Genomic DNA, 23,664 nt, shown 5'->3' with positions numbered 1-23,664 from the left:
CACTGGCGCTCCGGAGCCCCGGTGGCACCCTGGACGTATGCCCGAACTGCCCGAGGTCGAGGCGCTCAGGGACTTCCTGGCCGAGCATCTCGCCGGCCGCGAGATCGTCCGTGTGCTGCCCGTGGCGATCAGCGTCCTGAAGACGTACGACCCTCCGCTCACCGCCCTGGAGGGCCGCCAGGTGGCCGCCGTGCACCGCCACGGCAAGTTCCTCGACGTCGAGACCGCCGGGGGCCCGCACCTGGTGACCCACCTGGCCCGAGCCGGCTGGCTGCACTGGAGGGACGCTCTCCCCGGCGGCCTTCCGCGCCCCGGCAAGGGGCCCCTGGCCCTGCGCGTCGCCCTGGAGACCGGTGCCGGCTTCGACCTGACGGAGGCCGGCACCCAGAAGCGGCTCGCCGTGTACGTCGTGGCCGACCCGCAGGAGGTGCCGGGCGTGGCCCGGCTCGGGCCCGACCCGCTCGCCGACGACTTCGACGAGGCGCGCTTCGCCGCCCTCCTCGACGGCGAGCGACGGCAGCTCAAGGGAGCCCTGCGCGACCAGAGCCTCATCGCGGGCGTGGGGAACGCCTACAGTGACGAGATTCTGCACGCGGCGAAGATGTCCCCGTTCAAACTGGCCGCGTCGCTCACCGACGAGGAGACCGCACTGCTGTACGCGGCCCTGCGCACGACGCTCACCGAGGCGGTCGAGCGCTCGAGGGGCATCGCGGCCGGCCGGCTGAAGGCCGAGAAGAAGAGCGGCCTGCGCGTCCACGGCCGTACCGGCGAGCCCTGCCCGGTGTGCGGCGACACCGTGCGGGAGGTGTCCTTCAGCGACTCCTCGCTCCAGTACTGTCCGACCTGCCAGACCGGCGGCAAGCCGCTGGCGGACCGGAGGCTGTCCCGGCTGCTCAAGTAGCTGCTCAGGTGGCGGGTCGCCGGTCGGTCGTCGAGCGGTCATCCGGTGGGCAGGGTCACGAGGCGCTTCCCGTCCGTGGTCCGCACCTCGTAGCGGGCGATCTGGTCGGGACGCAGGGCGGCCCCGCCGTGCATGATGCTCGGCCGGGTCTCGTGGCCGGGGACGTTCCAGCTGGTGACCGTCTGCTCCGTGCCGTCGCGGCCGACGGCGACCAGCCGGCAGGAGCGCGGGCCCGCCCCGTCCCTGACCTCGAGCTCCACGCCGGTGCCCCAGGCCTCGTCCTCGGTCGTGACCTGCGCCCACACTCCGGTGCGCACGTCGGTCGCGTCGACCCGCGCCGCCGTGTCGGCCTGGCTCGCGTGGATCACGACACCGGGGCCGGCCACGGCACCCACGACCACGGCGGTCACGGCGTACAGCACCCGTCTGCGGCCGGCCCGGTGACGTGCCGCCACCTCGGACAGCAGCCGGTCGAGGAGCCCGGTGCCGGGCCCGGTCATGGGGTGGACGAGGCGGGGCGTCGCCTGCCGGTACAGCATCAGCTGACGGGTGGCGGGGCCGAATCCGGTCAGCCGCGCCGCGCACCGGTGGCACTCGGCGAGGTGGTCCTCGAACCGGAACGCGTCCGCCTCGTCCAGCACGCCGAGCGCGTAGGCGCCGACGTCACGATGCCTTCCCAGGGACCTCATGCCGAATCCTCGTGCCGTTGGGTGCGGGTGGGGCTGCTCCTTGCTCCCACCCGTACGCACCGGACGGCCGAATCACTCAAGCCACGGACGGATTCGAGACCGAGGGGCCGACGCGGCCGGGCCCGCGGACCGGTCCGGTCCCGGAACCGTCCGTGAACCGGCCGGGCTCCGGGGGAGACCGGCCGGGGCGGCTAGAAGAGGTGGATGGCGAGATGGCCGAGGGGCAGCCCCAGCTGCCAGGCCGGCGTCCACACCTTCGGTCCCTCGTCCTCCCCGGTCACCGGCGCACCGCCGGGCACCGCGTTCAGGTCCGGGGCGAGCAGCTCGGTCTCCTCCAGCCAGCGCCAGGCCGTCCGTGCCAGTTCCAGGTCCGGCGAGTGCCGGCCGGCGGCGACCGCGTCGGCCGTGGCCTCGGTCAGGCGCTCCCGCACCCACTCGTGCCACGGCTGGTCGTAGGCGGTCAGTGACAGCCAGGTCTCCAGATGGGTGATGACCCGGATGCCGCTGAGCTCGTCGTCGGTGTCGGACAGGAAGACGGTCAGCGCCAGGGCGTCGCGTCCGGCGCGGAACTCGAAGGACGTCGGCGGCATCAGGTCACCGGTCCGCAGCAGCTCGTCGGCGATGTATTCGGCGTAGAACCACGCCATCGGCACGGCCAGTTCGCCTCTTCCGGCGCCGTCCGTGCTCTCTTGACCTCTGTGCAGCATCCCTTCCTGCCTTCCTCCGGTGCGTGCGCGTCGCCCGATCCGGGTCATGGGCCCCCGTCCGAAACACGGATGAGGACAGCCGATTACCCAACCGGGGTCCAGGGCAAGGCGCTTTGCGAAGGCTTGACTCTGCCTTCGGTTTCACCGCAGGTCGGCGGCGTATCCCGGTAGTACCCTGCGCAGGGCGCGCAGCGCGTAGTACGCGCGGGACTTCACGGTACCGGGCGGGATGCCCAGGGTTGCCGCGGCTTCCGCCACACTCGCCCCCTGGAAGTACACCAGCACCAGGACTTCACGGTGCTCCGGAGTGAGAGTCTTCACAGCCTCGCGCACGTCCAGGGCCGCGGCGGCCCGTTCGGCGTGATCGGCGCAGACCCGGGCGTTCTCCAGTACGGCGTCACCGACCTCGGCGGGCCGTGCCTGCCGGGCCCGGCGCGCGTCGATCGCGAGGCGCCGGGCCACGGTGAGCAGCCAGGGCCGCACCGAGTCGAAGTCGTGGGCGCGCAGGGCCTCGGGGTGCTGCCAGGCGCGGACCAGGGTCTCCTGTACGAGGTCCTCGGCACGTTGCCGGTCGCCGTCGCTGAGCCGCAGCAGCAGCGCGAAGAGCGGCCGGCCGTGCTCGCGCTGCAGTGCGGCGAGCTCGTGCTCGGCGGTCGTCCCGTTCGTCCTGTCCATGAGGGTGATTCCGGCCGTCATGGCCGTATGGCACCCCAGGGCGCCGCCCGGGGACAGGGCGCGCGCACGGGCGTGCGACGGACGGTCGATCGCGTCGACGAACGGTTCGACGAACGGTCGGCGCGCCCCGTACGCACCGGCGGCGCGCCCCGTTCGAACCGTGTGCGCGCCCCCTTCACGCACGCCGGACGGGCTAATGAGCGTGTCGGAGCCGTCCGTGACGAGACGGCCTCCTTATCTATTTGTAAGTAAATGTGACTTTTCATTGGTGTGAGCGACCACAGCGGAGTGAACGGATGATCACACGCAGTCGGCTGGTGGCCCTGGCCCTGACCGCCCTCCTCACCGCGGGCGCCGCCTGTCAGGCCCGCGACCACGAACCGCCGAGACGACCGGCCCCGGCCCCGTCCGCCGCGGACACCGGCGTCTTCACCCTGGTCGCCTCCGGCGACGTACTGCCGCACGACTCGATCATCGAGCGGGCGCGCTTCGACGCGGGCGGCACCGGCTACGACTTCCGCCCGATGCTCGCCGGTGCCGAACCCGTCGTCTCGCGCGCCGACCTCGCCCTGTGCCACATGGAGACCGTGTACGGCGCGCCCGGCCACTACAGCGGCTACCCCCTCTTCAAGTCCCCGCCCGAGGTGGCCGAGGCACTGGCCGCCACCGGCTACGACGGCTGCTCCACCGCCTCCAACCACAGCGTCGACGACGGCGCCGACGGCATCCGCCGCACCCTGGACGCCCTCGACCGCGCCGGCGTACGGCACGCCGGGACGGCGCGCACCGAGGCCGAGGCGCGCACCGTGACGGTCCTGCGCGCGGGCCGGGCCGAGGTCGCCCACCTCGCCTACACCCTCCACACCAACGGTCACCCGATTCCCGAGGGGCAGCCCTGGGCGGTCGGCATGATCGACGAGGAGCGGATCGTCACGGACTCCCGGGCCGCCCGGGAGTCCGGCGCGGACATCGTCGTCGTGTCCCTGCACTGGGGTACGGAATGGCAGGACGAGCCCGACCGGGACCAGTTGGACCTGGCCCGGAGCCTGACCGCCGCACGCAGCGGCGACCGCCCCGACATCGACCTGATCCTCGGCACCCACGCCCATGTCCCGCAGGCGTACGAGAAGGTCAACGGCACCTGGGTGATCTACGGGATGGGCGATCAGATCGCGGGCGAGATGATCAACGACGAGGGCGTCCGCGATCCGCGCGGCAACCAGTCGACCATCGGCCGCTTCACCTTCGCCCCGCCCGTCCGGCCCGGCGAACGCTGGCAGGTGACCAGGGCCGAGTTCGTCCCGCAGCTGTTCGACGTCGACGCCGGCCGGGTGGTGAACCTCAACCGCGCGCTGAAGGAGGGTGCCGACGTGCGGGCCGTGCGCGACCGCATCCGCGACGTCGTACTCAGCCGGGGCGCGGCCGAGGACGGGCTGGTGATGGGGGAGTAGACCGGGTGGCGCCCGCGTGGGGCGGGTGGTGTCTGTGGGGGTCGGGTGGCGCCCGCGTGGGGCGGGCGGCGTCTGTGGGGATCGGGAGGCGTCTGTGCGGGTCGGGTGGCATCCGCGCGGGCGGGGAGATGTCCGCGCGGGCGGGCAGGTGTCCGCGCGGGCGGGCAGGTGTCCGCGCGGGCGGGCAGGTGTCCGCGCGGGTCAGGCGTCGTCCACGTGGTCGAGGGCCGTCAGCATGGCCCCGAGCACCCGCAGGCACGTGGCGACGTCGGTGTCCGTGAGGTTCCCGCCGACCTCGCGCAACAGCAGGTGCTCCCGGTCGAGGACACCGGTGATCGCCGCCCGGCCCTCGTCCGTGAGCCGGATCAGCGACGACCGCCGGTGCGCCGGGTTCGGGACGCTCTCCACCAGGCTCCGGCCGGCGGCGTCGTTCACCATCCGCTGCACGAACTGACGGCTGATCGACTGTGCCCGGCCCATCTGCGGCACGGTCATCGGCCCGTTGCGGTGCAGCAGGGTCAGCACGGCCCGGACGCCGACGGACAGGCCGTCGGTGGTCAGGCCCTGCTCGACGCTGCGCTGCGCGCGCCGGTAGAGGGGGCCGACCAGGTCGTACACCTCGGTGAGGCGCCGGGCGAGCGCGTCCGGGGGGAGTGGTGCGTCGATGTCCTTCATCCCGCCATCATGACACCCTGGTTGCCAAATTCGACCGGTCATGACACCTTGGTTGTCATGACTGCTGCTTCGGATCTGCGCTTCTTCCACTCCGCCGACGGCGACCTCGCCTACCGCGACACCGGTGCCGGGGACCTGGTCGTCCTGCTGCACTCCGGGTTCGCGGACCACCGGGTCTTCGACGCCCAGATTCCGACCCTCGCCGCCGCCGGGTACCGCGTGATCGCCCCCGACGTCCGCGGCCACGGCGCCTCGGCCAACGCGACCGAGCCGTTCCGGTGGGCCGACGACCTGGCCGGCCTGCTGCGCCACCTCGACGCCGGCCCCGCGGTGCTCGTCGGTGTGTCGATGGGCGGCGCCATCGCCACCGACACGGTGCTGGAGTATCCGGAGCTGGTCCGCGCGGTGGTGGCCGTCGGCGCGGCCACCAGCGAGTTCGAGTACACCGACCCGTGGGTGCGCCGGGTGCAGGGCGAGCAGGCCGACGCACTGGCCGCGGGCGACGTCGAGGGCTGGCTCACCGCGTTCCTGCGCTTCGTGGCCGGGGAGTCCCGCACCCTCGGCGACATCGACCCGGACATCCCGCGCCGGCTGCGGGAGATGGCCTTCGGCACCCTCTCCAAGCACACCCCGGACGAGGAGAACCACCACGTGCCCCTGACCGACACCTGGGCCCGGGTCCCGAAGATCGACGTTCCGGTCCTCACCGTCAACGGCGACCTGGACGCGCCCGACCTGATCGCCGAGGCGGAACGGCTCGCCCGTACGGTCCCGGACGGCCGCTCCGTCACCGTCGAAGGCACCGCGCACTACCCGAACATGGAGAAGCCCGAGGTCTTCGGCGAGATCGTCGCCGGCTTCCTCCGCGGCCTCTAACGGCGCGCCAGCTCCGACTTGCGGTAGGAGTACGCGAAGTAGATCACCAGGCCGACCGCGAACCACACGGCGAACCGCGCCCAGGTCTGCCACTGCAGGAATGTGATCAGCCAGATCGAGAAGGCGATCCCCACCGCCGGCACGACCGGCATGAACGGCGTACGGAAGGTGCGCGGCAGATCCGGCTGCCGGTAACGCAGCACGATCACCGCCGCGCACACCACCACGAACGCCAGCAGGATGCCGATGTTGGTCAGCTCGGCCGCCTCGCCGATCGGCAGGAACCCGGCGAGCGCGGCCGAGGCGAACCCGACGATCCAGGTGACCCGGGTCGGCACGTGCCGCGTGGGGTGGGTCTTGGCGAACCACCTGGGCAGCAGGCCGTCCCGGCTCATGCTGAACCACACCCGGGTGACGCCCAGCATGAACGTGAACATCACCGTGAGGATGCCGATGATGGCGCCCACCGCGATGACGTCGGCCAGCGAGCCCAGCCCCACCGACTTGAACGCCGTCGAGAAGCCGCTCTCCGGGTCGATGTCCTCGTAGTCCTGCATGCCGGTCAGCACCAGGCAGGCCGCCACGTACAGCACCATCGAGATGATCAGCGAGTAGACGATCGCCTTCGGCATGTGCCGCTGGGCGTCCTTCGACTCCTCGGCCGCCGTCGACATGGCGTCGTAGCCGAAGACCGCGAAGAACACCGTCGCCGCGCCGGTGAACGCCCCGCCGACCCCGAACGGGAAGAACGGGTGGTAGTTCGAGGCGTCGATGTGGAAGACGCCGACCCCGATCACCAGCAGCACCACCAGCACCTTCAGCACGACCACGACCATCTCGAAGCGGGCCGCGTTCCTGATGCCGAGAGTCAGCAGGTACGCGATCAGCAGGCACAGCACCGCCGCGAAGAGGTCGACCCGGTGGCCGTCGCCGGTGCCGGGCGCGCCCAGCATCCAGTTCGGCAGGTCGGCGCCCATCTCACCGACCAGGAAGCTGAAGTAGCCGGAGATGCCGATCGCGACCACCGCCACGATCGCCGTGTACTCCAGCAGCAGGTCCCAGCCGATGAACCACCCCACCAGCTCACCGAGGACGGCGTAGCCGTAGGTGTAGGCGGAGCCCGCCTTCGGGATCAGCCCGGCGAACTCGGCGTACGACAGCGCGGCCGCCGCGCTCGCGACGCCCGCGACGAGGAAGGAGACGAGGACCGCCGGCCCCGCGGTGCCGCCGGCGACCGTGCCGGCCAGGGTGAAGATGCCCGCCCCGATGATGCCGCCCACACCGATCGCGGTGAGCTGCCACAGCCCGAGCGACCGCACCAGGCCGGCGCCCTCACCGCCCTCGGTGTCCTCGATGTGCTCGATGGGTTTGCGGCGGAGAACACCCTCACCCACGCGGAACCCGGCCACGGGCCTCACCTCTTCGTGCACGGCGAACGACTGACGGTGGATCATGACGACTCACACCCGCCCGTGCCGGAAGCCACGACGAACGCGCCACCCGAAGGGCGCTACGGCACCACTGTCACGGGCCAGCGCCCCGCCTTCACCAGCCGCACCGCCACGGAGCCGACGAACCGGTGCCCGGCCTGCTCCGAGGCGCCCACGACCACGGCGTCCGCCTTCAGCTCGTCGGCCGCCTTCACCAGACCGCTGTAGGGGTCACCGCGGAAGGTGTGGAACTCCCAGCGCACGTCGAATATCCCCCTGGTGCGCTCGGTCGCCTCCCTGATCTGAGCCACCAGGTCCTCGGCGATCTCGTCCGTCGTCTCCGCCACCGGCGCCCCGAGCGCCGCCCCCGCCGCCAGCACCGGCTGCACGTACACCACGGCGAGCAGCGCGTGCTGCCGCCGCGCCAGACCGCCGGCGTAGGCCGCGGCCCGGAGCGAGGAGCCGGAGCCGTCGACCCCGGCGACGATGACCTTCGGCCCGTCCGTGCCCCGTTCGAACTGCTGGGAGTGCTGTTCCGTCACGCGGCGAGGCTATCCGGTCCGTCCCGATCCTGAGCCGTGCGGGTGGTTCCGTGCCGCCGCACCGGTGTTGCTCAGGTGCGCCGGACCGCGGCCGGGCGACTGATGGGTCATGAAGAAGGATCAGTTGCTCACCCGGCGCCGCGCACTGCTCGCCGGCGCCGCCGCCGTGGGAGCGGCCGGCACCGCCGGTGCGCTCGCGGTGACCTCGGGGGACGGTCCGGTCCGGCCGGTCACCCCCGCCCCGGGCCCTCCGGCGCACCGGCCGCTGGGACCCTCCGCCTACCGCCTCCAGCCCTTGACCGGATACGGCGCGCCCCGTGCCGTACCTCTGCGGCCCCCGGTGCGCAGCGAACCTATCCTGCGCATGTCGGGCCGTGGACGCACCATGATGCTCACCTTCGACGACGGACCCGACCCCCGCTACACCCCGGACATCCTGGACACGCTGGCGAGGTACGGCGTGCGCGCGACGTTCTTCGTGTGCGGCGAGATGGCGGACTACAACCGGGACCTGCTCTCCCGGATGGCCGACGAGGGGCACGTCGTCGGCAACCACACGTGGTCCCACCCGCTGCTGACCCGCCTCGGCCGACGCCGCATCCGCTCCGAGATGGAACGGACCAGCGAGGTCGTCGAACAGGCCTACGGTGAGCCGCCCCGCTGGTTCCGGGCCCCGTACGGAGCGTGGAACCGCGCCGCCTTCCAGCTCGGTGCCGAACTCGGCATGGAACCGCTCGCCTGGACGGTGGACACCCTCGACTGGACCACCCCCGGCACCGGCACCATCGTCGACCGGGTCGAGGACGGCGCCGCCCCCGGCGTCGTGGTGCTCTCGCACGACGCCGGGGGCGACCGCTCGCAGAGCGTCCGCGCCCTGCGCGTCTATCTGCCCGAGCTGCTGGACTCCGGTTACCACCTGACCGTCCCCCGGCGACGCCACGTCTGACGCCCGGCACGCCCGCCGGGCCGGGACGCGCTCAGCGAGTCCCGGTCATGCGGGCGAAGGCGACGACGTTCCCCTGGTACCCGTCCTGCTTCGAGAAACCGCCGCCGCAGGTGATCACCCGCAGTTCGGGGCTGCCTTTGGACGCGTAGACCCGGTCGCCGGGGAAGTTGTCCTTCTCGAACACTTCGATGCCGTAGATCTCGAAGACCGCCGTCTTTCCGTCCCGGCGGTGCACTTCCACCTTGTTTCCCTTTTCCAGGGCGCCGAGTCCGTAGAAGACAGCAGGCCCCTGCTGGTTGTCCACGTGGCCGACGACGACCGCGGTGCCCTTTTCCCCGGGGGAGACCGCACCGGTGAACCAGCCGGCCAGATTCGGGTCCTCGGGCGGCGGCGCGTCGATCCAGCCGTCCGCGTCGAGACCGACCGGCGTGATCGGCGCGTCGACGTGGATGGCGGGGACGGAGACCCGGTCGGGTACGGCGTACGGCAGCGGCGCGATGCCCGCGGTGGCGCTGTCCTCACCGGCGGCGCGGGTGTTCGAGGCGGCGGCCGACGCCGGCTGCGGCGGGCCCGCGTCGAACTCCCCCGAACCGTTCCGGATGAGCGCGAGTCCGGTCAGCAGAACAAGCGCTATCACGCCCCAGGGAGCGCGCTTCCTCTGCCGCTCCTCCTCTTCGGCCCACTCGGACGCATCCATTCGTCATCCCCTCTCGACCCGGCCGTCGCCGTGTCTCGTGCGCATACGAGCACGCTAAGCGCCGTGCGCCCGACCGGCGACGGGGCGGCGGCGAACGGGTGGCGCGGACGCCCTTCCGTGAGCCATCCGGGATTTCCCCGGAAGGACCTGTCTGACGGTCCGTGACCTGCGGCGTTATCCACTCGTGCGCCACCCGCCCGGCACGCCCCCTCACCAGGACGGACCATTCCCGAAATGCGGTGCAGAGCAAGGCAACTGAGGGTCTTTCTGGGAGGCGCTTTCTCGCCGATCGACCGGGGACGGGACCCGGGGCGTCTTCCGCGGAGGATCACATGCGTAACACTCGTGCCCTCGCGGCAGCCGGCGCCGCGGTCGCTGTCCTCGGGCTGGCCGCCCCCACGGCCACCGCCGGCGGCGACCACAACCAGCCGTCCAACATCGTCGCCCTGCCCAGCGTGATCGCCCGCGGTGGGCAGATGACCGTCACGGTCGACGGCTGCCCGCAGGGTGGCACGATGACCTCGGACGCGTTCCGGACGACCCACCTGACCCCGGTCAGGGGTGCCAACGAGACGTCCAAGGGCACCGCCACCATCAAGGAGGACGCCCGGCCGGGTTCGTACGACATCACCGTCAACTGCTCCGGCAGGCGACTGACGCGTCCGGCCGCCTTCACCGTCATCGGCGGTGTCCGCGGTGGCCTCGGCGGCAGCAGCTCCAGCGGGGCGACCCCGGCCGACATCGCGATCGGCGGCGGGCTCGTCGCCGCGGCCGTCGCCGGTGGCGGACTGTTCTGGATGCGCCGCCGGGCCGAGCGGAGGATCTGACCCGTTCCCCGCCGCCCCCGGTCCCCTTCCGTCTTCGGCCAGTCACCGTACGGGCTCTGCCCTTCGGGGGCGGGCCCGTCCGGCCCCTGCGGATCGCGCGCCCGCGTCGCACGGCCGGACCGCGCCCCGGCACGGCTTCGCCCCGGACCCTCGACGGGTCCGGGGCGAAGCCGTGCCGGCGCGCGGGGCGGGGAGATCAGGCGCCGTCCTCGCCGGAGCGCCGGCGCGAGAGGTGGTACGCCGCCCCGACCGAGCCCGCGATGAACAGGGCGCCGAGCCCGGTCTCCCGCACGTCGAACCCGGCGGTGCTGCCGCCCTCGCCGGCGTGCACGCCCTTGGGGTGGCGGGATTCGGCGGGCGGGCGGTGCGAGTGGCCGCCCGCGATGGTCAGGTTCACGGTCCCGGTCCGCCTGTCACAGGCGAACCTCACCTGGTGGACCGTACCGCGCCTGGCGTCCCGGTCGACCCGCGTCGTCGCCGACGACTCGTGCCGGGGGATGGTGACCGTGTCGAACACCGGCGACGAGACCGTCACGCGTCCCCGGCAGCCGTCGGCACCGCGGCCCACCCCCAGCGTGACCTCGCCTCCCGGCGCGACGGTGGCGGGGTGGACGAGGAAGCCGAACGTCGGGCTGCCGCCTGTGGCCGCCCCGGCCGGTACGCAGGCGGCGAGGGCGGCGGCGCCCAGCAGTGCGACCGAGGCGACGGGTATCGCGCGCATGGTGAATCCTCCGGGTCCCCGAGGAGCGGCGGCGGACCTGTTCCGCTCGCGCCAGAAATGCACCTCGATGCCCGAAACGCTAGGAAGCCGTGCGCGTCGGCGCGATCGCAGTCGCGCGAATGGGGCAAACGTGTGGGCCGCTCAGGGGACCGTGACGGTGTGTCGGGCATCCCCCGGCGGCTTCCCGGTGCAGGGGCCGCCGGGGGACGCACGGGTGGGTGCGTCAGCCCTCGGCCCCGGGGAAGAGGCTCAGGAACGGATCCGTGGACGCCGCGACGCCGCGGCTGAACGGTGCGTCGAAATCCCAGATCAGGAAGAGCAGGAAGGCGATCAGCGCCGAGAACAGCCCGGCGAGCACCAGTTCGCGTGTCGTACGCCGGATCTGCAGGGCGAAGACCATGCCGACCGTGATGACGCCTCCCGTCACGAGCCCGAACCACACCACACCCGGCATGGTCGCCCCGGTCGACTCCGCCCGGGCGATGCGGGCCTGGTCCGCGGCGGTCACCTGGTCGACGAGCGGCTGGTACGCCTGGGCCTCGAAGTCCGACCTCGGCTCGTAGTCGGTGACGTCCGCGCGGACGCGGTCGAGGAGCTCGGTGCCGCGTTCGGTCACCTCGCCGCGGTCGGCCATGGCCTTCCACTCGGTGGTGACGACGTGTCCGACATAGGCGTTGACATCCTCCCGGATGCGGTCACGGACGTCGGGCGGATAGACCCGGACGCGTTCCGAGATCTCGTGCAGCGCGACCGCCTCCGCCTGTACGTGGTCCTGTGCGGCGCTGCGTGCCTCCCAGACCCCGGCGATGGCCAGACCCAGGACGATGGCGTACACCACGCCGATCCACATCGTCATGTACTCGATGACGTCCGGAGTCTCGGTGATGTCCTCGTCGTCGGACGCCCTGCGGTGCCGTACGACGGTGATGATGACGACCACGACGCAGGCGGACAGCATCGCGAGGGTGAGAACAAGCCATTCCGGCAAGAGGGCCTCCAGGGATCAGCGCGCACGGAGCGCGGCGACGGCGACCACCGCGGGCACCGTGATGAGCAGGACGAAGACGAGCGGCGACGTGGCACCGCGTGAGGGGCGCTGTTGCTGGCGTGCGGCCCGGTAGCGCGGGTAGTGCACCGGGCTGAGCGAAGGCCGGGGCGTGGGCGTGGCCGACGGGGCGGGCGCGGGAGCCGCGGGACGGACCGGCGTCGGGGTGGGGCTGGGCGTCGGGGCCGGCGTCGGCCGGGCCGGCACCGGCCGCGGGGCGGGCGGAGGCTCGGGCTTCGGAGTGGGCGGCGCCGGCGGTTCGGGCTTCGGCGGGGGCGGGGGCGTGGGCTTCGGCGGAGACGGTGACGGAGGGGGAGGGGGAGGGGGAGGGGGAGGGGGAGGGGGAGGCGGTGGTGGCGGCGGAGTCGGAGTCGGGGTGGGTGGGGGCGGCGGTGAGGGCTCGGGGCACGGCGGGAAGGTCGGCCAGGAGCCGCTTCCGGCGACCGCCACCACGTCGATGCCGCCCGGTCCGGTCGACACGTACGCGCAGGCGTCGGCCTGCGCCGGGCCGATGGGGGCACCGACGAGCGTGAACGTCAGTGTCACCAGGGCCAGCACCCGTCCGGCAGAGGCGGGTCGGGTCGGTTCGAGTCCATGCACGACGCAGATCATCAAGCCTGACGCGCGGGGCCACGCCCGATTACCGGACGATTGACCCGAAGGAGGTACACGGGCCCCCTGGCGGTTTGACCGGCGCACACCCGCTCGCGCCGCGGCTCGCACCCGCGTACGAGCGGGCGTACCGGGTGTACCGGGCGTACGGGGCGCGGCAGCGGGCCGGGGAGGCCCCGGAAGGAAAACCGCGCCCCGTTGAACACGACCCGCTCTCCCGTGCGTACCCAGTGTCGTGCGGCGGCGCAGCGGCCGTCCCAACACCTTCGTGATGATCGGGGATTGACGATGAAGACCTCCTGGCGGAGCGCCTCACTCGTGGCGAGCGCCGCGGTGGTGCTGGCGCTGACGACGGCGTGCGGCCAGGACGGCGGCAGCGCCACCGGCAGCCAGAACGTGGGTGCCACGGCCGCGCCCGGCGATGTCGGCACCATCGGCGCCGGCGACGGACTCGGGACCGGCACGGACGGCGCACAGGCGCCGGCGAGCCCGCCGCAGCCCGCGGGCAAGCTGTCCGTCTCCACGAACGCCGAGATCGGCGAGCTGGTGACCGACGGAGCGGGCCGCACCCTCTACCGCTTCGACGAGGACACCGCCAAGCCGCCCAAAACCACGTGCGAGGCCGACTGCGCCACCGCATGGCCCCCCGTGGCCGCGGACGACGCCCTCGCCGGCGAGGGCATCGACAAGGCGCTGCTCGGCGAGGTCACCCGGCCCGACGGCACCCAGCAGCTGACCATCGGCGGCTGGCCGGCGTACCGCTACGCCAAGGACACCGCCGCCGGGGACGTCAAGGGCCAGGGCGTGGGCGGCACGTGGTACGCCCTCGCCGCCGACGGCGGGAAGGCCGAGGCGGCCGACCGGCCCGGACTGTCCACCCGCGACGATCCGGAGCTCGGCGAGATCGTCGTCGACGGGAACGGCATGACCGTCTACCGCTTCATGAAGGACGAGGCCTGGCCGAAGCCGGTCTCGGCGTGCACCGGCGCCTGCCTGGAGAAGTGGCCGGTCGTGGCGCCCGTGGAGCCCGATGACACCGAGGGAGTCGTGAAGGAGGACCTGATGACGTTCACCCGGCCCGACGGCGCCGAGCAGCAGACGGTGGACTGCTGGCCGGTCTACACCTTCGCCGGTGACAAGAAGGCCGGCGACACCAACGGCCAGGGCGTCGGCGGCACCTGGTACGCCGTCGCGCCCGACGGGAAGCCGGTCGGCGCGCCGAGGAAGTAGGACCTGGCGTCGGCCGGCGCCGAGGGCGGTCCCCGGACCGGCCCGTGGGCGTCGGAGACGCCCCCAGCGCGGACAGCGGGCCGCTCCCTCCGTACCAAGGCGGAGGGAGCGGCCCCGTTCGCGTGCTTTGGTGTGTCTTGGCGCGCGGCACGTGCCCCGGGCAGTGACCGGGAACGGACTGTCAATTTCCGTTTGGGCTCGCCCCTTTGCCGGACGATCAGTAGCCTCACCTCGAACACCGGATCGCCTATGCCTTGGAGAGCTAGATGGAGCGTCCCGCCTGGGCCCCCCGCAGCATCGACATCTCGGTGCCCAGCGTGTCCCGGATCTACGACTTCTACCTGGGCGGTTCGCACAACTTCGAGGTCGACCGGCAAGCGGCCCGCGAGGCCATGGAGTTCCTGCCGGGACTCCCCAAGATCATGCAGGCGAACCGGGCGTTCATGCGGCGCGCCGTGCGCTTCGCGGCCGCCGAGGGCATCGACCAGTTCCTCGACATCGGCTCCGGCATCCCCACCTTCGGCAACGTCCACGAGGTGGCCGGGCGCAGCCGCCCCGGGGCCCGTGTCGTGTACGTCGACCACGACCCGGTGGCGGTCGCGCACAGCGAGGCCGTCCTGGCGGGCCACGACGACGCGGACGTCGTGGCCGCCGACCTCCTCAAGCCGCGGGAGATCCTCTCCAGCCCGCAGGTGGAGCGGCTGATCGACCTGAATCGGCCGGTGGCCCTGCTGTTGGTTGCCATACTGCACTTCGTGGAAGACGCGGACGACCCGTACGCGGCGGTGGCCGAGCTGAGCGACGCGCTCGCGCCCGGCAGCCTGCTGGTCCTCACGCACGCCTCGTACGAGGGAATCCCCCTGCCAGCCGAGCGGGCCGGGGGCGCGGTGGACGTGTACAAGGGCATCCGCCATCCGCTGATCATGCGTTCGCGCGACGAGATCGCGCGGTTCTTCGAGGGGTACGACATGGTGGAACCCGGACTGGTTCCGATGCCGCGCTGGCGGCCCGAAGGGGTGCCGGAGGACGAGGACCCGTATGCGTTCTCGGGGTTCGCCGGCGTGGGGCGTACGGCGTGATCGCGGAGCCGGACGGGCCGGAGGGCAGACTGCGCCGGTTCGCGACGATCTGGAGCCGAGCGGTGTTCCCGGTGACCTCGACGTCGTCGACCCGGCCCGAGTTCGAGGAGGAACTGCTGCCGCTGGCCCGCCGGCTGAGCGAGGTGCTGCGGGCGCGGAGCCTCGACGCCGAGGAGGCCAGGGCGGTCGGCGCGGCGCTCGTCGACTCGCACTGCACCGACCCCGAAGCGCTCGCCCGGACCCTGGACTGCGTCGACGCCTACCTCGTGCTCTACTGCGGGGAGGGCGGCGACCCCGAGGACCTGCTGGCCCGTTCGGCGCGGCTCCAGCACGCCATGGCGGCCGGTTTCGCCGGGGCGCTGCGCGCCCGGACCCTGGCCGAACAGGAGGCCATCGCGCAGGCCGCCCTGAAGGCACAGGGTGTGGTGGCCGAGGCCCTGCACGCCAGCGAGGCCCGCTTCCGCGCGGTCTTCGAGGGCGCCGCCATAGGCATCGGCATCGCCGACCTGGAGGGCAACATCCTCCAGGTCAACGACGCGTTGATGCGTATGTTCGGCATCGCCGACCCGACCCTGGGCGGCCGCAGGGCCGTGGAGTGGACGCACCCCGACGACGCGCCGCAGACCTGGCGGCTCTACGACGAGCTGGTGCGCGGCGAGCGCGAGCACTACCACGTGGAGAAGGCCTTCTACCGGCCCGACGGAACGGTCCTGTGGACCAATCTGACCGTCTCCCTGCTGCGCGACGCCGACGGCACCCCGCAGTACCAGCTCGCGCTGATGGAGGACACCACCGAGCGCCGGCTGCTCAATCTGCGGCTGCGCTACGAGGCCACGCACGACGCGCTCACGGGCCTGCCTAACCGCAGCTTCTTCTTCGAACGCCTGGAGAAGGCCCTGAGCGCGGGGCCCGGCCGGCGCTTCGGCCTGTGCTATCTCGACCTCGACGGCTTCAAGACCGTCAACGACAGCCTCGGTCACGCGGCCGGTGACCGGCTCCTCGTGGAGGTCGCCGACCGCCTGCAGGCCTGCGCCACCGCGCCCGGCGAGATGGTGGCCCGGCTCGGCGGCGACGAGTTCGTCGCGCTGACCACCGGCACGGACACCCGGCACGAGGCCGACGAGCTGGCCGGGCGGATCATGAACGCGCTGCTCGCCCCCATCAGCATCGACGGCCGCGAACTGACCGTGCGCGGCAGCATCGGCGTCGTGGAGGGCCCGGCGGGCGAGCGCAGCCCGGCGGAGGTGCTGCGCAGCGCCGACATCACCATGTACCGGGCCAAGTCGGCGGGCGGCAACCGCTTCGAGCTCGCCGACCCGGAGGCCGACGCCCGCGTCATCACCCGGCACGGCCTGACCACCGCGCTGCCGGCGGCCCTGGAACGGGGTGAGTTCTTCATCGAGTACCAGCCGCTGGTGCACCTCGGCGACGGCAGCGTGCACGGCGCCGAGGCACTGGTGCGCTGGCTGCACCCGCAGCACGGTGTGCTCGGCCCGGACCGGTTCATCCCGCTCGCGGAGCACACGGGGCTGATCGTGCCGCTGGGCCGCTGGGTGCTGGAGCAGTCCGTGCGGCAGGCCCGCGCCTGGCGGGAGCGGTACGGCGGGACGACCCCCGCGGGTCCGCTGCGGATCAACGTCAACCTCTCGCCCTGCCAGCTCACCCATCCCGGCCTGGTCCAGGACACCGTGGACATCCTGGAGCGGACCGGGGTCACGCCCGACGCGCTCTGCCTGGAGGTCACGGAATCGGCGCTGATCGGCGCGGACGACGACCTGCTGAAGCCGCTGCGCCGGCTCGCCGAGATGGGCGTCGACATCGCTCTGGACGACTTCGGCACCGGCTATTCGAACCTCGCCAACCTGCGCCGGCTGCCGGTGAGCGTCCTCAAGCTGGACCGCTCGTTCACCCAGAGCATGCAGCGGTTCCCGGCGGACCCGGTCGACCTCAAGATCGTCGAGGGCATCGTCGCCCTGGCCCACAGCCTGGACCTCACGGTCACGGTGGAGGGCGTGGAGACCGGTGCCCAGGCCGAGCAGCTCCGCATACTCGGCTGCGACACGGCCCAGGGCTGGTACTACGCCCGCCCGGGCCCGCCGGAACGCCTCCACGAACTGGCACTGGTGGACGCGACGGCCTGACTCCCGGGGCGCCCGGCCGCGGGCGTCGGGGAGCGCCCCGCGAGGGGCGCGGGGCTGTGACACGGTGCGGCTCCGCCGCGCGGGCGCGACCAGCCACGACGAACCGGGGGCGCCGGACAACGGGGGCGCCCCCGGGGCCTGCCCGCGAAGGCTGCGGGAGGCGTACCTCGCCGCCCACGCGGGGCACCCATGGCCTTCGAACCGTCACCGCTCCAGCAACATCCGCTGCAACTCCCGAGCCGCCCGCGGCGGAGCCACATCGCTGCGGTGGGCGAGCGCGATCGTCCGGTGCAGCCCGGGCCGGACCAGCGGCGTGACCCGCAGCCCCCGCCCCGACCGCGCCGCCACCATGCGCGGCACCACGGCCATCCCCAGCCCCGCCCGCACGAACCCCAGCACCGCGTCCATCTCCCCGCCCTCCACCGCGAAGTCCGGTTCGAAGCCCTCGGCACGGCACGCGGCCACGGTCAGCTCCCGCAGGTCGTATCCGTGCCGGAACATCACCAGCCGCTCGCCCTCCAGGTCGGCGATCCGCACCGCGCGCCGTCCGCCGCCCGGCCGGGGCGACTCCGGGGACGACACCACCACCAGGTCCTCCCGCAGCAGCTCCACCGTGGTCAGCGCCGGCGACGCGGTGGGCAGGGGCAGCACGACCAGGGCGAGGTCGAGCGCGCCGCGCGCCAGCCCGCGTACGAGGTCGTGCGAACCGCCCTCCTCGATCAGCAGCCGGATACCGGGATACCGGTCGTGGAACGCGCGCAGCACGTCCGGCAGGAGCCCCGTGCACAGGCTCGGGGTGGCGCCCAGCCGGACCCGGCCGCGGCGCAGCTGCACCAGCTCCAGGACCTCGTGGCGGGCGGTGTCCGCGTCGGCCAGGATGCGCCGGGCCAGTGGCAGCAGTGCCTCGCCGGCGTCGGTGAGCGTGATGTTGCCCCGCGCACGCAGGAACAGGTCGGCGCCCAGCTCCCGCTCCAGCGCCTTGATCTGCTGGGACAGGGACGGCTGGGCCACGTGCACCGTCTCCGCGGCCCGGGTGAAGTGCCGGGTCTCGGCGACCGCCACGAAGTACTGGAGCTGTTGCAGCTGCATACGGCAAGCATACGGGGTTGATAGGGATCAACTATGGAAACAAGGCGTTCCATGTCTTGGACCGATGGGGTCGTGGACCCGTAGCGTCCTGTGCCATGGCTCTGGCAACGCGGACGGACCGACGGCCGTCCATGGCGCGCACCGTGTGGGACTCGACCGTCGGCAAGAAGACAGTGATGGCGGTCAGCGGTCTCGTCATGCTGCTCTACCTGGTCGCCCACATGATCGGTAACCTGAAGATCTTCTTCGGGGCGAGCGAGTTCAACCACTACGCCCACTGGCTGCGCACGGTCGGCGAACCGTTCATGCACTACGAGTGGACGCTCTGGCTGGTCCGCGTCGTGCTGGTCGTCGCCGTCGTCGCCCACGCCGTCTCCGCGTACCAGCTCAGCCGCCGCGACATCAAGGCGCGGCCCAGCAAGTACGTGCACAGGAAGCCGCGTTCCAGTTACGCGACGCGCACCATGCGCTGGGGCGGGATCATCCTGGCGCTGTTCATCGTCTGGCACATCCTGGACCTGACCACGGGCACCGTGCACTCCGGCGGTTTCGAGACGGGCAAGCCCTACCAGAACGTCGTGGACACCTTCTCCACCTGGTACGGCAACGTCATCTACATCGTCGCGGTGCTCGCCGTCGGCATGCACGTCCGGCACGGCTTCTGGAGCGCCGCCCAGACCCTCGGCGCCGGCAGCCGCACCCGCGACCGCGCCCTCAAGACCGTCGCCAACGTCCTCGCGCTGCTGCTCACGGCCGGCTTCGTCGCCGTACCCGTGGGCGTCATGACCGGAGTGGTGAGCTGACATGACAACCTACGCCGACTACACGACCGGTGCGCCGGTCGCCGACACCAAGGCCCCCGCCGGGCCGGTCAACGAGCGCTGGGACACGCGCCGTTTCGAGGCGAAGCTGGTCAACCCCGCCAACCGGCGCAAGCAGACCGTCATCGTGGTGGGTACCGGCCTCGCGGGCGGCTCGGCCGGCGCGACGCTCGCCGAACAGGGCTACCGCGTCGTCCAGTTCTGCTACCAGGACTCGCCCCGCCGGGCCCACTCCATCGCCGCGCAGGGCGGCATCAACGCCGCGAAGAACTACCGCAACGACGGCGACTCCGTCCACCGCCTGTTCTACGACACGGTCAAGGGCGGCGACTTCCGCTCCCGCGAGTCCAACGTGCACCGGCTCGCCCAGATCTCGGTCGAGATCATCGACCAGTGCGTGGCGCAGGGCGTGCCCTTCGCCCGCGAGTACGGCGGCCTCCTCGACACCCGCTCGTTCGGCGGCGTCCAGGTCTCCCGCACGTTCTACGCCCGCGGCCAGACGGGCCAGCAGCTGCTGCTCGGCGCCTACCAGGCCCTCAGCAGGCAGATCGCGGCGGGCAACATCGAGATGCACCCGCGCACCGAGATGCTGGACCTGATCGTCGTGGACGGCCGGGCGCGCGGCATCGTCGCCCGGGACCTGATCACCGGGAAGATCGACACGTACTTCGCCGACGCCGTGGTCCTGGCCTCCGGCGGTTACGGCAACGTCTTCTACCTGTCGACCAACGCGATGAACTCCAACGCGACCGCCGTGTGGCGGGCGCACCGGCGCGGCGCGTACTTCGCCAACCCCTGCTTCACGCAGATTCACCCCACCTGCATCCCGCGCACCGGCGACCACCAGTCCAAGCTGACGCTGATGAGCGAGTCGCTGCGCAACGACGGCCGGATCTGGGTGCCGAAGGCCAAGGGCGACGACCGCCCGCCGAACAAGATCCCCGAGGACGAGCGCGACTACTACCTGGAGCGCGTCTACCCGTCCTTCGGCAACCTCGTCCCCCGCGACATCGCCTCCCGCGCCGCCAAGAACGTCTGCGACGAGGGCAGGGGAGTGGGGCCCGGCGGCCAGGGCGTGTACCTGGACTTCGCCGACGCGATCAAGCGCATGGGCCGGGGGGCGGTCGAGGCCAAGTACGGCAACCTCTTCGACATGTACCAGCGGATCACCGACGAGGACCCGTACACGGTACCGATGCGGATCTACCCCGCCGTGCACTACACGATGGGCGGACTGTGGGTCGACTACGACCTCCAGACCACCGTCCCGGGCCTGTTCGCCATCGGCGAGGCCAACTTCTCCGACCACGGCGCCAACCGGCTCGGCGCCTCCGCGCTGATGCAGGGCCTCGCCGACGGCTACTTCGTCCTGCCGGCCACCATCAACGACTACCTCGCCCGCAACCCCCACAAGGACGAGGTCGACGACGGCCACCCGGCGGTGCAGGAGGTGCTGGCCGAGACCGAGGACCGGCTCAACCTGCTCCTCTCCGTGGACGGGGACCGCACGCCGGACTCCTTCCACCGCGAACTGGGCGAACTGATGTGGGAGTTCTGCGGCATGGCCCGCACCGACTCCGGCCTGCGCAAGGCCCTGGAGCGCATCCCGCAGATCCGCGAGGAGTTCTGGCGGCGCATCAAGGTCCCCGGCACCGGCGAGGAGTTCAACCAGTCCCTGGAGAAGGCCAACCGCATCGTCGACTACCTGGAGCTCGCCGAGCTGATGTGCCTCGACGCGCTGCACCGGGCCGAGTCCTGCGGCGGCCACTTCCGGGAGGAGTCCCAGACCCCGGACGGCGAGGCGGCCCGCAGGGACGACCTGTTCGGGTACGCCGCCGCCTGGGAGTTCACGGGTACGGGACAGGCCCCGGCCCTGCACAAGGAAGACCTGGTCTTCGAGTACGTCCACCCCACTCAGCGGAGCTACGCATGAAGCTCACCCTGCGCGTCTGGCGGCAGAAGAACGCCGACGCCGACGGCGCCATGTCCACGTACGAGGTGGACGGCATCTCCCGGGACATGTCCTTCCTGGAGATGCTCGACACCCTCAACGAGGAGCTCATCCTCAAGGGCGAGGACCCGGTCGCCTTCGACCACGACTGCCGCGAGGGCATCTGCGGCGCCTGCTCGCTGGTCATCAACGGCGACGCCCACGGGCCCGAGCGCACCACCACCTGCCAGTTGCACATGCGGTCCTTCCAGGACGGCGACACCATCGACATCGAGCCGTGGCGGGCGTCCGCCTTCCCGGTGGTGAAGGACCTGGTCGTCGACCGTTCGGCCTTCGACCGCATCATCCAGGCCGGCGGCTACATCACCGCGCCCACGGGCGCCGCGCCGGAGGCCCACGCGACCCCGGTGCCGAAGCCGGACGCCGAGCTGGCCTTCGAACACGCCGAGTGCATCGGCTGCGGCGCGTGCGTCGCGGCCTGCCCGAACGGGGCGGCGATGCTGTTCACCTCGGCGAAGGTCAACCACCTGAACGTCCTGCCGCAGGGGGCGCCCGAGCGCGAGACCCGGGTGCTGGACATGGTGGCGCAGATGGACGACGAGGGCTTCGGCGGCTGCACCCTCGCCGGCGAATGCGCCACGGCGTGCCCGAAGGGCATCCCCCTGGTGTCCATCACCAGCATGAACAAGGAGTGGCTGCGGGCCACGCGCAAGGTGGCCAGGCGTTAGCCAAGGCCCGACCGGACGTTCGCCGGAAGGTGCGGACGGACGGGGCCGGGAGAGGTGCTCCTCCCGGCCCCGTCTCGCTTCCCGCTCCTGGCATTCAACAGGCCCACATCCACTCTCCCGGCCCAGGTCACGCACCGGCCAACCGGCAGCGGAAGAACAGGGGCGGCAGACCGTACACCGTCGGTCCGCCGTCGCCGCCCCGGCCCGTGACCAGGAGAGTGCCATGCCCGGCGTACTGACCGCAGACCGTCCCCCGAAGCCTGCCGCACCCCGCCGCTACACCGTCGCCCTCGCCCGTGACGAGGAGGACGTGCGGGCCGCGCAGCGGCTGCGGCACGATGTCTTCGCCGGGGAGATGGGCGCGCTGCTCGCCGGCCCGCAGCCCGGGTACGACGTCGATCCCTTCGACGCGTACTGCGACCACCTGCTGGTGCGGGAGGAGACGACCGGGCAGGTCGTCGGCACCTATCGGCTGCTGCCGCCGGAGCGCGCGGCGGTCGCCGGGCGGCTGTACGCGGAGAGCGAGTTCGACCTCGCGGCGCTGGACGCGATCCGGCCCGGTCTCGTCGAGGTCGGCCGTTCCTGCGTGCACCCCGACCACCGGGACGGCGCCGTCATCGGACTCATCTGGGCCGGCATAGCCCGCTACATGACCGACCAGGGCCACGAGTGGCTGGCAGGCTGCTGCTCGATCCCGCTCGCCGACGGCGGCGCCCTCGCCGCCGGCACCTGGGACCGGGTGCGGGCCAAGCACCTGGCACCCGAGGAGTACCGGGTACGGCCGCTGCTCCCGTGGATCCCGCGCGCGGCGGGGCCGGCGGCCCGCACCGAACTGCCGGCCCTGCTGCGCGGCTACCTCCGCCTCGGCGCCTGGGTCTGCGGGGAACCCGCGCACGACGTGGACTTCGGCGTCGCCGACCTGTACGTGCTGCTGCCGATGAGCCGGGTCGACCCGCGCTATCTGCGGCACTTCCTCTCGCTCGTCCCGGCCTGATGAGCGCCTGGCTGCCCGCCGCGCCCTGTACCCCCGGGGCGTGCGTGGAGCCGTCCCGGGCCGCGGCGGCCGTACCGCTCGCCGTACTGCGGCTCACCGTGCTCGCCGTGCTGCTCCTCGCCGCGATCGTGGTCGTGCTGACACCGCTCGGCCGGGGGAGCCCCCGCTCGCGGCGGAGGATCCCCGCCGCCGTGGTGCGGCACTGGTGCCGGTGGCTCGTGCGGGCCGCCGGCGTCCGGGTCCGCGTCACGGGGGCCGCCCCGCCCGAGGGCGGGCTGCTCCTCGTCGCCAACCACGTCTCCTGGCTCGACATCCCCCTGCTGGCCGCCGTGCGCCCGGCCAGGATGCTGGCCAAGAGCGACATCCGGCACTGGCCGGTGGCGGGCCCGCTCGCCGCGCGCGCGGGCGTGCTGTTCATCGAACGGGACCGGCTGCGGGCCCTGCCGGACACGGTCGCCGCGATCGCGGGGGCACTGCGGGCGGGCGCCGCGGTCGCCGCCTTCCCCGAGGGCAGCACGTGGTGCGGCCGGGCCCAGGGACACTTCCACCGGGCCGTCTTCCAGGCCGCCCTGGACGCCGCGGTGCCGGTCCAGCCGGTCAGTATCCGGTACCGGAGCGGGGAGCGGGCGGTGAGCACGGCGCCCGCGTTCGTCGGGGAGGACACCCTGCTCGCCTCCCTGTGGCGGGTGGCCTCGGCGCGCGGGCTGACCGCCGAGGTGGAGGTGGGGCCGGTCATCGGAGCGGGCCGGCACCCCGACCGGCGGTCGCTCGCCCGCGCCGCCCAGGGGAAAGCACCTTCGAAAAGTATGTGCGCTTTGTGATGTATGTGCCGTTTCC

24 protein-coding genes are annotated in these 23,664 nt (G+C 72.5%); 13 read left to right on the top strand and 11 right to left on the bottom strand.

Going from position 1 to position 23,664, the window contains the following annotated elements:
• Positions 1–37 precede the first annotated feature (37 nt).
• Positions 38–901 carry an Fpg/Nei family DNA glycosylase gene (locus tag ACZ7G3_RS29035; protein ID WP_470928988.1) on the top strand — a complete coding sequence of 288 codons (864 nt, stop codon included), beginning with the start codon at positions 38–40 and terminating at the stop codon, positions 899–901.
• Between the two features lie 38 nt (positions 902–939).
• Here the strand turns inward: ACZ7G3_RS29035 and ACZ7G3_RS29030 are convergent, their stop codons facing one another.
• The 3 genes from ACZ7G3_RS29030 to ACZ7G3_RS29020 form a co-directional block, all read right to left on the bottom strand.
• Positions 940–1,590, bottom strand: coding sequence for a zf-HC2 domain-containing protein (locus ACZ7G3_RS29030; protein ID WP_470928986.1), 651 nt, complete (start codon positions 1,588–1,590; stop codon positions 940–942).
• A 191-nt stretch (positions 1,591–1,781) separates the two neighbouring features.
• Positions 1,782–2,297, bottom strand: a complete 516-nt coding sequence (locus tag ACZ7G3_RS29025; protein ID WP_426599995.1) for a hypothetical protein — start codon at positions 2,295–2,297, stop codon at positions 1,782–1,784.
• A gap of 141 nt (positions 2,298–2,438) precedes the next feature.
• On the bottom strand, positions 2,439–2,993 hold the full coding sequence (locus ACZ7G3_RS29020; RefSeq protein WP_470928984.1) for a sigma-70 family RNA polymerase sigma factor: 555 nt from the start codon (positions 2,991–2,993) through the stop codon (positions 2,439–2,441).
• Between the two features lie 275 nt (positions 2,994–3,268).
• On the opposite strand from ACZ7G3_RS29020, the gene ACZ7G3_RS29015 reads away from it, so the two are divergent.
• Positions 3,269–4,423, top strand: a complete 1,155-nt coding sequence (locus ACZ7G3_RS29015) for a CapA family protein (protein WP_470928982.1) — start codon at positions 3,269–3,271, stop codon at positions 4,421–4,423.
• Positions 4,424–4,624: 201 nt separating this feature from the next.
• Here ACZ7G3_RS29015 and ACZ7G3_RS29010 read toward each other — a convergent pair whose 3' ends face one another.
• Positions 4,625–5,098, bottom strand: coding sequence for a MarR family winged helix-turn-helix transcriptional regulator (locus ACZ7G3_RS29010; protein WP_426599992.1), 474 nt, complete (start codon positions 5,096–5,098; stop codon positions 4,625–4,627).
• 57 nt (positions 5,099–5,155) lie between these two features.
• On the opposite strand from ACZ7G3_RS29010, the gene ACZ7G3_RS29005 reads away from it, so the two are divergent.
• On the top strand, positions 5,156–5,974 hold the full coding sequence (locus ACZ7G3_RS29005; RefSeq protein ID WP_470928980.1) for an alpha/beta fold hydrolase: 819 nt from the start codon (positions 5,156–5,158) through the stop codon (positions 5,972–5,974).
• On the opposite strand, the gene ACZ7G3_RS29000 is transcribed toward ACZ7G3_RS29005, so the two are convergent.
• Positions 5,971–7,383 carry an amino acid permease gene (locus ACZ7G3_RS29000; RefSeq protein ID WP_470929041.1) on the bottom strand — a complete coding sequence of 471 codons (1,413 nt, stop codon included), beginning with the start codon at positions 7,381–7,383 and terminating at the stop codon, positions 5,971–5,973. The genes ACZ7G3_RS29005 and ACZ7G3_RS29000 overlap by 4 nt on opposite strands.
• Positions 7,384–7,484: 101 nt before the next feature.
• Positions 7,485–7,946, bottom strand: coding sequence for a universal stress protein (locus ACZ7G3_RS28995; RefSeq protein ID WP_426599990.1), 462 nt, complete (start codon positions 7,944–7,946; stop codon positions 7,485–7,487).
• Positions 7,947–8,055: 109 nt separating this feature from the next.
• Here ACZ7G3_RS28995 and ACZ7G3_RS28990 point away from each other — a divergent pair, with 109 nt between their 5' ends.
• Positions 8,056–8,892: a polysaccharide deacetylase family protein gene (locus tag ACZ7G3_RS28990; RefSeq protein ID WP_470928977.1), complete on the top strand. Its 837-nt coding sequence runs from the start codon at positions 8,056–8,058 to the stop codon at positions 8,890–8,892.
• Positions 8,893–8,923: 31 nt separating this feature from the next.
• On the opposite strand, the gene ACZ7G3_RS28985 is transcribed toward ACZ7G3_RS28990, so the two are convergent.
• On the bottom strand, positions 8,924–9,589 hold the full coding sequence (locus tag ACZ7G3_RS28985; protein WP_470928975.1) for a class F sortase: 666 nt from the start codon (positions 9,587–9,589) through the stop codon (positions 8,924–8,926).
• A gap of 332 nt (positions 9,590–9,921) precedes the next feature.
• Between ACZ7G3_RS28985 and ACZ7G3_RS28980 the strand changes: the two genes are divergently transcribed.
• Complete coding sequence (locus ACZ7G3_RS28980; RefSeq protein WP_426599987.1) at positions 9,922–10,416, top strand: hypothetical protein; 495 nt, start codon at positions 9,922–9,924, stop codon at positions 10,414–10,416.
• A 196-nt stretch (positions 10,417–10,612) separates the two neighbouring features.
• Here ACZ7G3_RS28980 and ACZ7G3_RS28975 read toward each other — a convergent pair whose 3' ends face one another.
• The 3 genes from ACZ7G3_RS28975 to ACZ7G3_RS28965 form a co-directional block, all read right to left on the bottom strand.
• Positions 10,613–11,137, bottom strand: coding sequence for a hypothetical protein (locus tag ACZ7G3_RS28975; protein WP_470928973.1), 525 nt, complete (start codon positions 11,135–11,137; stop codon positions 10,613–10,615).
• A 223-nt stretch (positions 11,138–11,360) separates the two neighbouring features.
• Positions 11,361–12,125 (bottom strand): bestrophin-like domain, encoded by a 765-nt coding sequence (locus ACZ7G3_RS28970; RefSeq protein WP_470928971.1) that lies wholly within the window; start codon positions 12,123–12,125, stop codon positions 11,361–11,363.
• 15 nt (positions 12,126–12,140) lie between these two features.
• Positions 12,141–12,272: a hypothetical protein gene (locus tag ACZ7G3_RS28965; protein ID WP_345590120.1), complete on the bottom strand. Its 132-nt coding sequence runs from the start codon at positions 12,270–12,272 to the stop codon at positions 12,141–12,143.
• Between the two features lie 810 nt (positions 12,273–13,082).
• Here ACZ7G3_RS28965 and ACZ7G3_RS28960 point away from each other — a divergent pair.
• From ACZ7G3_RS28960 to rmdA, 3 genes are all read left to right on the top strand, one after another.
• Entirely contained in the window at positions 13,083–14,024 is a 942-nt protein-coding gene (locus ACZ7G3_RS28960) for an SCO0930 family lipoprotein (protein WP_470929039.1), read from the top strand.
• A gap of 266 nt (positions 14,025–14,290) precedes the next feature.
• The gene (locus tag ACZ7G3_RS28955; protein WP_470928969.1) at positions 14,291–15,103 is read left to right on the top strand and encodes an SAM-dependent methyltransferase; all 813 of its coding nucleotides are present in this window, start codon (positions 14,291–14,293) and stop codon (positions 15,101–15,103) included.
• Positions 15,100–17,244, top strand: coding sequence for a cyclic Di-GMP phosphodiesterase RmdA (gene rmdA, locus ACZ7G3_RS28950; protein ID WP_470928967.1), 2,145 nt, complete (start codon positions 15,100–15,102; stop codon positions 17,242–17,244). The genes ACZ7G3_RS28955 and rmdA overlap by 4 nt, the downstream gene beginning before the upstream one ends.
• 204 nt (positions 17,245–17,448) lie before the next feature.
• Here the strand turns inward: rmdA and ACZ7G3_RS28945 are convergent, their stop codons facing one another.
• Positions 17,449–18,333: a LysR family transcriptional regulator gene (locus ACZ7G3_RS28945; RefSeq protein WP_470928965.1), complete on the bottom strand. Its 885-nt coding sequence runs from the start codon at positions 18,331–18,333 to the stop codon at positions 17,449–17,451.
• Between the two features lie 131 nt (positions 18,334–18,464).
• On the opposite strand from ACZ7G3_RS28945, the gene ACZ7G3_RS28940 reads away from it, so the two are divergent.
• From ACZ7G3_RS28940 to ACZ7G3_RS28920, 5 genes are all read left to right on the top strand, one after another.
• Positions 18,465–19,136: a succinate dehydrogenase gene (locus ACZ7G3_RS28940; protein WP_426600026.1), complete on the top strand. Its 672-nt coding sequence runs from the start codon at positions 18,465–18,467 to the stop codon at positions 19,134–19,136.
• 1 nt (position 19,137) lies between these two features.
• On the top strand, positions 19,138–21,087 hold the full coding sequence (locus ACZ7G3_RS28935; RefSeq protein ID WP_470928963.1) for a fumarate reductase/succinate dehydrogenase flavoprotein subunit: 1,950 nt from the start codon (positions 19,138–19,140) through the stop codon (positions 21,085–21,087).
• On the top strand, positions 21,084–21,833 hold the full coding sequence (locus ACZ7G3_RS28930) for a succinate dehydrogenase/fumarate reductase iron-sulfur subunit (RefSeq protein ID WP_426599980.1): 750 nt from the start codon (positions 21,084–21,086) through the stop codon (positions 21,831–21,833). Before ACZ7G3_RS28935 ends, ACZ7G3_RS28930 begins: the two co-directional genes overlap by 4 nt.
• Before the next feature lie 223 nt (positions 21,834–22,056).
• Entirely contained in the window at positions 22,057–22,827 is a 771-nt protein-coding gene (locus ACZ7G3_RS28925) for a GNAT family N-acetyltransferase (protein ID WP_426523294.1), read from the top strand.
• A complete protein-coding gene (locus tag ACZ7G3_RS28920) occupies positions 22,827–23,648 on the top strand; it encodes a lysophospholipid acyltransferase family protein (protein ID WP_426599978.1) in 822 nt (273 codons plus the stop codon). The genes ACZ7G3_RS28925 and ACZ7G3_RS28920 overlap by 1 nt, the downstream gene beginning before the upstream one ends.
• The last annotated feature ends 16 nt before the right edge of the window (positions 23,649–23,664 follow it).

It is taken from the genome of Streptomyces sp. NPDC037271 (assembly GCF_055603605.1).
The sequence above is the reverse complement of the archived record's forward strand: the minus strand, read 5'-3'. Positions and strand labels throughout refer to the sequence as shown.